Origin of the sequence: Serratia silvae, from assembly GCF_023282985.1 — a bacterium.
GTDB classification, from domain to species: domain Bacteria; phylum Pseudomonadota; class Gammaproteobacteria; order Enterobacterales; family Enterobacteriaceae; genus Chania; species Chania silvae.
The window spans coordinates 1-217 of sequence record NZ_JAGQDC010000095.1 but is presented as its reverse complement, the minus strand read 5'-3'; the positions used below and the strand labels follow the sequence as shown (position 1 = coordinate 217).

1 pseudogene is annotated in these 217 nt (G+C 59.0%); it reads left to right on the top strand.

Annotated features, from left to right (window positions below):
* A pseudogene (locus KAJ71_RS23375) lies at positions 1-217 on the top strand (LuxR C-terminal-related transcriptional regulator); the annotation flags it as partial.

The following is a 217-nucleotide window of genomic DNA, read 5'->3' as shown; positions in this document are numbered from 1 at the left end:
GTGGCCTGACGGATGAGGTGCAGCGGGTCAGTAATCTGGCACAAATCCCGGGATTGATGCGCCATCGCCCGGCCCGGCTGTTGATTATGGAACTGTGCGGTGAGGAAGAGTCGGTTCTGGATGGCTTAAGGCTGATTGCGCTTTGTCTGGAGCATTGGCCCACCACGGCGATGGTCGTGTGTACCGCACTTGACGATCCCCGGGTGCTGCAATTGCT